Annotated in this window: 5 protein-coding genes and 1 pseudogene; 2 read left to right on the top strand and 4 right to left on the bottom strand. The window is 71.5% G+C overall.

Going from position 1 to position 6,274, the window contains the following annotated elements:
• Nucleotides 1-17: 17 nt before the first annotated feature.
• A complete protein-coding gene (lysS, locus tag H3C53_04190; protein ID MBW7915874.1) occupies nt 18-1,508 on the bottom strand; it encodes a lysine--tRNA ligase in 1,491 nt (496 codons plus the stop codon).
• 27 nt (nt 1,509-1,535) lie between these two features.
• Nucleotides 1,536-2,006, bottom strand: a complete 471-nt coding sequence (locus H3C53_04185; protein MBW7915873.1) for a GreA/GreB family elongation factor — start codon at nt 2,004-2,006, stop codon at nt 1,536-1,538.
• A gap of 196 nt (nt 2,007-2,202) precedes the next feature.
• On the opposite strand from H3C53_04185, the gene H3C53_04180 reads away from it, so the two are divergent.
• Nucleotides 2,203-4,077, top strand: coding sequence for a transglycosylase SLT domain-containing protein (locus H3C53_04180; protein MBW7915872.1), 1,875 nt, complete (start codon nt 2,203-2,205; stop codon nt 4,075-4,077).
• Between the two features lie 10 nt (nt 4,078-4,087).
• On the opposite strand, the gene H3C53_04175 is transcribed toward H3C53_04180, so the two are convergent.
• Nucleotides 4,088-4,615: an NUDIX domain-containing protein gene (locus H3C53_04175; GenBank protein MBW7915871.1), complete on the bottom strand. Its 528-nt coding sequence runs from the start codon at nt 4,613-4,615 to the stop codon at nt 4,088-4,090.
• Between the two features lie 418 nt (nt 4,616-5,033).
• Between H3C53_04175 and H3C53_04170 the strand changes: the two genes are divergently transcribed.
• The gene (locus H3C53_04170) at nt 5,034-5,282 is read left to right on the top strand and encodes a hypothetical protein (protein MBW7915870.1); all 249 of its coding nucleotides are present in this window, start codon (nt 5,034-5,036) and stop codon (nt 5,280-5,282) included.
• 357 nt (nt 5,283-5,639) lie between these two features.
• Here H3C53_04170 and H3C53_04165 read toward each other — a convergent pair.
• Nucleotides 5,640-5,975, bottom strand: a pseudogene (locus tag H3C53_04165) (nucleotidyl transferase AbiEii/AbiGii toxin family protein).
• Between the last annotated feature and the right edge of the window lie 299 nt (nt 5,976-6,274).

Raw genomic sequence — 6,274 nt, 5'->3', positions numbered from 1 at the left:
CGCGGAAGGCGGCCGGCCTACTGGGGCCGCAACAACGGGAAGAGGATCACGTCCCTGATGCTCGGCACGTCCGCTAGCAGCATGGCGAGGCGGTCGATGCCCAACCCCAGGCCGCCGGTCGGTGGCATGCCGTGCTCGAGCGCCGCCAGGAACTCCTCGTCGAGCATCTGGGCCTCGTCGTCGCCGGCGTCGCGCAGCGCCTGCTGCTGCTCGAAGCGCGCGCGTTGGTCGAGCGGGTCGTTGAGCTCGCTGAAGGCGTTGCCCAGCTCCATGCCGACCGCCACCGGCTCGAAGCGTTCCACCAGGCCCGGCCGGCTGCGGTGCTTCTTGGCGAGCGGGCTTATGGCCAGCGGGTGGTCCATGACGAACACGGGGCCGACCAGGTTGGGTTCGACGTAGATGTCGTATAGCTTGTCGAACACCTGGTTGAGGGGTCTCTCGGCCAACGGCAGCTCGCCAGCCGCGGCGCCGGGGTGCTTCTCGGCCGTCCAGGCGCGCAGCCGCGCCTCGTCGAGCGGGTCGAAGTCCATCCCGGCGCGCGCCGCCAGCTCGCCCGTGTAGTCCACGCGCGGCCACGGCGGCGTGAAGTCCAGTTCGGCGCCCTGGTACGTGAGCTTCGTGGTGCCGAGCAGCTCGCGCACCAGCCCCGAGTACATGGTCTCGACCAGCTCGAGGATGTCGAGGTAGTCCTTGCCGGCCCAGTACAGCTCGAGCATCGTGTACTCGGGGTTGTGCTTGTAGCTGATGCCCTCGTTCCGGAAGTTGCGGCCGATCTCGTAGACGGCGTCGAAGCCGCCCACGATCAGGCGCTTGAGGTAGAGCTCGAGCGAGATGCGCAGGTGGAAGTCGAAGTCGAGCGCGTTGTGGTGGGTGACGAACGGGCGCGCCTCCGCGCCGCCCGGCACCGCCTGCAGGACGGGGGTCTCGACCTCGAGGAAGCCGAGGCCGTCCAGGTGGCGCCGGATGTAGCTCGTGGCCTTACCGCGCAGCTCGAAGGCGCGCTTGACCTCGGGGTTGACGAGGAGGTCGAGGTGGCGCTGTCGGTAACGCGCCTCCTTCTCGCTCAGGCCGTGGTGCTTGTCCGGCAGCGGCCGGAGGCTCTTGACCAGGGGCCTGAAGGCGTCGGCGTCCACGGTCAGCTCGCCTGTGCGCGTGGCGTAGAGCGTGCCCTCCGCCTCCAGCCAGTCGCCGAGGTCGACCTTCTTCAGGGCAGCGTAGCCACTCAGCTTGTCGCGCTGGAACGACACCTGGATGCGCCCGGCGCCGTCTTGCAGCGTGGCGAAGGTGAGCTTGCCGAGCATGCGCAGCAGCATCACGCGGCCCGCCACCACCACGCGCTCGTCGCCCATGCGCGCGCCCGGTTCCGGCGCGGGGTGGAGGCGGTGCAGTTCGGTGGACGTGTGGCTCGGTCGGTAGGCGTATGGGTACGCCTCGAAGCCGAGTTCGGAGAGCGCCTCCAGGTTGCGGAGGCGCTGCTCGCGCTGTTCGTTGAGGGACTTCAGGGTCATCGGGTCGGGAGGGCCGGGCGGCCGTCGTCAGCCGATGTCGCGGAGCTCGTACTCCGTGACGCCGCCCTGCGTGGTCACCTTGAACTTCTCCCCCTTGTTGCGCCCCATGAGCGCCTTGCCGAGGGGAGAGGCGTCGGAGACCTTGGGGATGTCCCCTTCCAGCACGCCCGCCTCGATGGGCGACACGACCTGGACCTTGAACTCGTCCTTGGCCTTGACGTCGTAGAGCGTGACGACGCTGCCGAGGTCGACGATGCCCCGGCCGGTGCCCTCGATGACGTCCGCGCGGTTGAGCTGCAGCTCGAGCTCGTCGATGCGCCGCTCGATGCGCGCCTTCTCCGCCTTGGCCTCTTCCAGGCCGCTGTCGTCGTAGTCGTCCGACGACCCCGTTAGCTCCTGGAGGATGGTGGTGGCCTCCGCCAGGCGGGCGTACTCCTGTTCCAGGGTGGCCTTGAGGCGCTCGTACCCCTCAGGCGTGATGCGAACTCTCAGCGCCATTTTCCGTACTCCTTCTCTGTTTGCTGCGCGTGCCCGTGGAGCCGCTAGCAAGCGGCTTGTCCCTTGCAGGACAAGCCGAAAGGCCGCTCGACTGTGGCAGGAGTCTACCGCACCGGGCGGGGTGGCGGCGTCACCTGGCCGACCCCGTGCCACCCGCCGCTCACCCAGCCGCCACCAGCCGTGCTTACACTTGGGTATGCGGTTCCGGCTCGTCCTGCTCGCCCTTCTAACGCTCCTGGCGGGCACGGTGCAGCGACCCGCCGCTGCCGCCTCCCCGACGCTCCACCCGGTGCCCGCCCCGTACGCGGAACTCAGCGCCGCGCGCGCCACCGGCGACGCCGCCACGCTCGAGCGGTTGGCGTTCGCCGACGACTCCTACGCGGCGTACGCCGCCGCCAGCGAGCTCGCCGCCTGGCCGCAGCTCCCGCCACGGCTCCGCCTCGCGGCGCTGGAGCGCGCCCTCGAGCTGCGCATCCCCGACGCGCTCATGCGCGCCGAGACGGTGCGGCTGCAGTTGCTGCGCGCCGAGCTCGCCGAGGCGGTGGGAGACACCGCCAAGGCGACCTCCGCCTACCGCAGCGCCATGCCCGACCCGGCCGCCGTGGCGGGCTTCGTCCGGCTCGAGACCGACCCGTACCGCCGCGCCGCGGGCCTGCTGGACGCCGGCCGCTACGAGGCGGCCCTCGAGGCGCTCGGGGGCCTCGCCGCCCCCTCGATCGAGGCGCCCGCGCTGCGGGCGCTGGGCCGCTACGGCGAGGCCCTCGGCGCCTACCGCGCCTGGCTCGCCGCCGACCCGGGCAACGACACGGCCGCCCTCGGCGCCGCCTGGTGCCATTACTACCTGCGGGAGAACGCTCAGGCGCAGAGCGCGTTCGCGGCGCTGGGGCCCGCCGGCTACTACGGCCTCGGCCTGTTGGCCAACCGCGCAGGAGACCTGGGCGAGGCGGTGCGTTACCTGCGCCTGACGGGCCGCGCCGACCTGGTGTGGCTGGCCACCGAGCTCCTTGAGGACGCCGGCCGCTACGCCGACGCCATCCCCGTCTACCTGGAACTGGCGGCGGGCGGCAGTGCCTACGCGGACGACGCCGCCTACCGCGCCTACGTGCTGGCGCAACGCCTTGGCGACGCGGCCGCGCAACGCGCCGCCCTCGACGCGCTGCCGCTGGGAAGCTTCTTCGCGCTCAGGCTCGGCGGGCTGCCGGCCGCGCCCGACCCCGGCACGGCCCCGGTGGGCGCCTTCACGCTGGCGGCACTCGGCGCGGGCGCCTCGCCGGCCGCCGCGCGCGCGTCCGCCGTCGCCACCGCGCTGGTCACGGCCGGCGACCCCACCTCGGCCGTTGGCGAGCTCCTCTTCGCGCTCAGGGACGCGGAGGCGGCCGGCGACGTAGGCGCCGTCCTCCAGCTGGGCGAGGACCTGCAGAGCCTCGACGAGTACCGCCAGAGCGTGCGCGCCGCCAGGGCGCTGCTGGCCGACGGCGTCGACGACCTGCGCGCCTGGCGCCTCGCCTACCCGCCGGCGTGGCCCGACATCGTGGGCGAGGCGGCGGTGGAGAACGACCTGGAGCCCGCGCTGGTGTGGGCGGTCATGCGGCAGGAGTCGGCGTTCAGCCCCGTGGCCGTGTCGCGCGCCAACGCTCAGGGACTCATGCAGGTGGTGCCGTCAACGTGGGACTGGATCGCCGAGCTGCGCAAGGAGGAGCCCGCGGACCCGTTCGACGTGGCGAGCAACATCCGTTACGGGGCCACGTACCTGCGCTGGCTCCTCGACTACTTCGGGGGCGACGTCGAGCTCGCGATCGCCGGCTACAACGGCGGCCAGGGCTACGTCAGGCGGACCCTGGAGGGCGAGGTCGTCAAGGGGGACCGCGACGACTTCTACCGCCTGATGGACCGCAGCGAGACCCGCGAGTACCTGCAGGTCGTGTATGAGAACCTCGCCATCTACCGGGTGCTCTACCCCGGCCTGACCGGCCGGGCCGCCGGCGCCCTGCGCGAGGCCGGCGACGTGCCCGGCGCCCTTCGTGAGGCCGGCGACGTGCCCGCCGCGCTGGCGGCGGTGGGCGAGCAGTAGGGGCGGCGCGTCAGGAGCGCGGCGGCGCTGCCGTCGGGGACTCGGCGCACCAGGCGGTCAGGAGCCCGAAGCCGCGCGCCACCACGTCGTGCACCCACCGGTCGTCGGCCGAGCGCCCCTCGAGCAGGAGCCCCAGGTCGCTCGGGCGCAGCCAGCGCCACGCGTCGTGCTTGCCGGCCTCGAGGCGAGGCCGAGCCAGGTCGCCGTCCACGGTGACCAGGAAGTCGACCTCGCTGCGCGAGACGCCGCCGGCCTCCCAGTCGAGCGCCTCCACCACCGGTCCGACGGTGCGCAGGCGCCAACCCGTCTCCTCGCGCACCTCGCGCGCCAGGCCGGCGGTCACCGTCTCGCCGTCCTCGAGGTGACCGCCCACCAGGTCCCAGCAGCCGGGGAACACGGCCCGCTCGGCGCCGCGGCGCTGTACGTAGATGCGCCCCGCGCCGTCGGTGACGAGGGCGCCCACCACCACGCGGCGCCCGGCGGCGCGGGCGGCGGCGGCGAAGGCGGCGAGGGCCTCGTCGTCGGGAGCCGCGCCGATCCGCAGGTCGTGGCGGTGCGTCACGCGTTCAGGCTACCGCGTCCGCCCAACGGGGCCGGCGCGGCAGCGTGACCCTGAAGGTCGTGGCGCCCGGCCGCGACTCGAGAACGATGCTGCCGCCGTGGCGCTTGGCCACGAGCATCTCGACGTCGGCGCAGCCGCCGACGGCCGGGGGACGAGCAGGAGCCCCCCGTGGCGGGACCCGTCGAGCACGACGGCCCGGTGGAATCGCGGCTACGTCGAGGAGGTCGTGTTCCTGCTACTGGCGGCCGCTCGCCGACGGGAGACGAACCTGGGCGCTGTGACGCGCGTCCCCGCGGGCGCCGCGTGCAGCGCTAACCTGGTCGCCGTGGTCGCGCGCCAACCCGGCCCCGTAGCGGTGCCTCGGCGTGGCGCTCCGGCCGGGCAGGAGGTCGTCATGAGGCGTTACGCGTATGCGGGCTTGGGGTTATTGGTCGCCTCGCTCGTGGCCCTGGTGGTCAAGGCTATCGTCATCCCGCCCGCGGTCACGAAGGTGGATGCGGGCATCACGGCGTCGATCGGTCCGTTCCTGTCGGACGTGAACTTCCTGGAGGTCGCGGCCTGCCTTGGGGTCGCCGTCGGCATCCTGTTGATCGTGGCGGGGTTGAGCGGCGCCCCGAAGGGGATCTTGGGTTATCGGGTCTAGCAAGGGCAGGTTGCAGACGACCGCGCGAGCTCGTGCTTGGCGGCGCGTCCCCCGTGTGAGTCCAGCGCCTGGAGCGTTTCCTCATTGCCACGCTCGACAGGCCCTCGGGCTGCCGGGACGCCCTTGCAGATGGCGTTCGTTTCCTCCTGGAGTACCGCTACCACTGCAAGGATCTCGTCGAAGCGAGGCGCACTGTCTCTCAGCATGCCAGAGTTGCGCATCTTGCCGTAATCGTCGCACAGGAACTGGAGCAGTTCACGTTCGGGCACTCGAGCTTGAAGGGGTCAAGGTCATAGACGGATGAGTGGACGTGGTGGCGCAGGAGAGTCTGAGGCCTCACCGTAATCGGAGTGGGCGCTAAAGGAGGCCGGTCAGGAACTCCGCGACGAAGGCGTGGGCTTCGATCGAGTTAGTAATGGATAGCCCGACCTCGCGAGCGAGCGGAGGGAATGTCTCTTGCCACTCGGCGGGTGGCGGTGGCAGCGCTGGTGGCAGGGGGTGTCGTGCGTACCGTTCGAAGGTCGCCGAGATGCTTTCGCGGAGAAGATGGCTGGGTTCGAGCCCATTGTCGATCAGCAGGATCATGTCCACGAGGTCCTTCACACGGGTGCGGATTGCATGCGGAGCCGTGTACGCGTGCAGCTTCTCCGCGAAGTGGTCTTCCACCGGGTAGACGGGGAAGCGGGGGGGTGACGATGCCGGCGAAGGTGAGGTCGATTAGTCCCTGGATGCGGTCGGGCTCCCTGATCGTGATGTCTCCCTGGCCAACGTCGAGCGGGAAGGTCATGAACCGTCGGCCCGCGAGCAGGGCTTCGACGCTGAACCGTTGTCCGCCCTGGGGCGGCCCGGCGAGCATGCCTGTCGAGGTTGGTGCGCTGACCTTGAACTTGAAGTGGTCTCCCAGGTCGCGCTCGGCCGCCGCCTGCAGCTCATCTAACAGGTCGAGGTACGGGGGTGGCGGTACGTTCAGGTCCAGGTCACGAGTGGCGCGG

The sequence above is a fragment of the Trueperaceae bacterium genome (assembly GCA_019454765.1).
Classification (GTDB): domain Bacteria; phylum Deinococcota; class Deinococci; order Deinococcales; family Trueperaceae; genus JAAYYF01.
The sequence above is the reverse complement of the archived record's forward strand: the minus strand, read 5'-3'. Positions and strand labels throughout refer to the sequence as shown.

Bases quoted from the DNA above. Each gene is read 5' to 3' on its own strand.
- H3C53_04170 (MBW7915870.1), top strand. From the start codon at position 5,034: ATGAGGCGTTACGCGTATGCGGGCTTGGGGTTATTGGTCGCCTCGCTC.
- H3C53_04180 (MBW7915872.1), top strand. From the start codon at position 2,203: ATGCGGTTCCGGCTCGTCCTGCTCGCCCTTCTAACGCTCCTGGCGGGC.
- H3C53_04185 (MBW7915873.1), bottom strand. From the start codon at position 2,006: ATGGCGCTGAGAGTTCGCATCACGCCTGAGGGGTACGAGCGCCTCAAG.
- lysS (MBW7915874.1), bottom strand. From the start codon at position 1,508: ATGACCCTGAAGTCCCTCAACGAACAGCGCGAGCAGCGCCTCCGCAAC.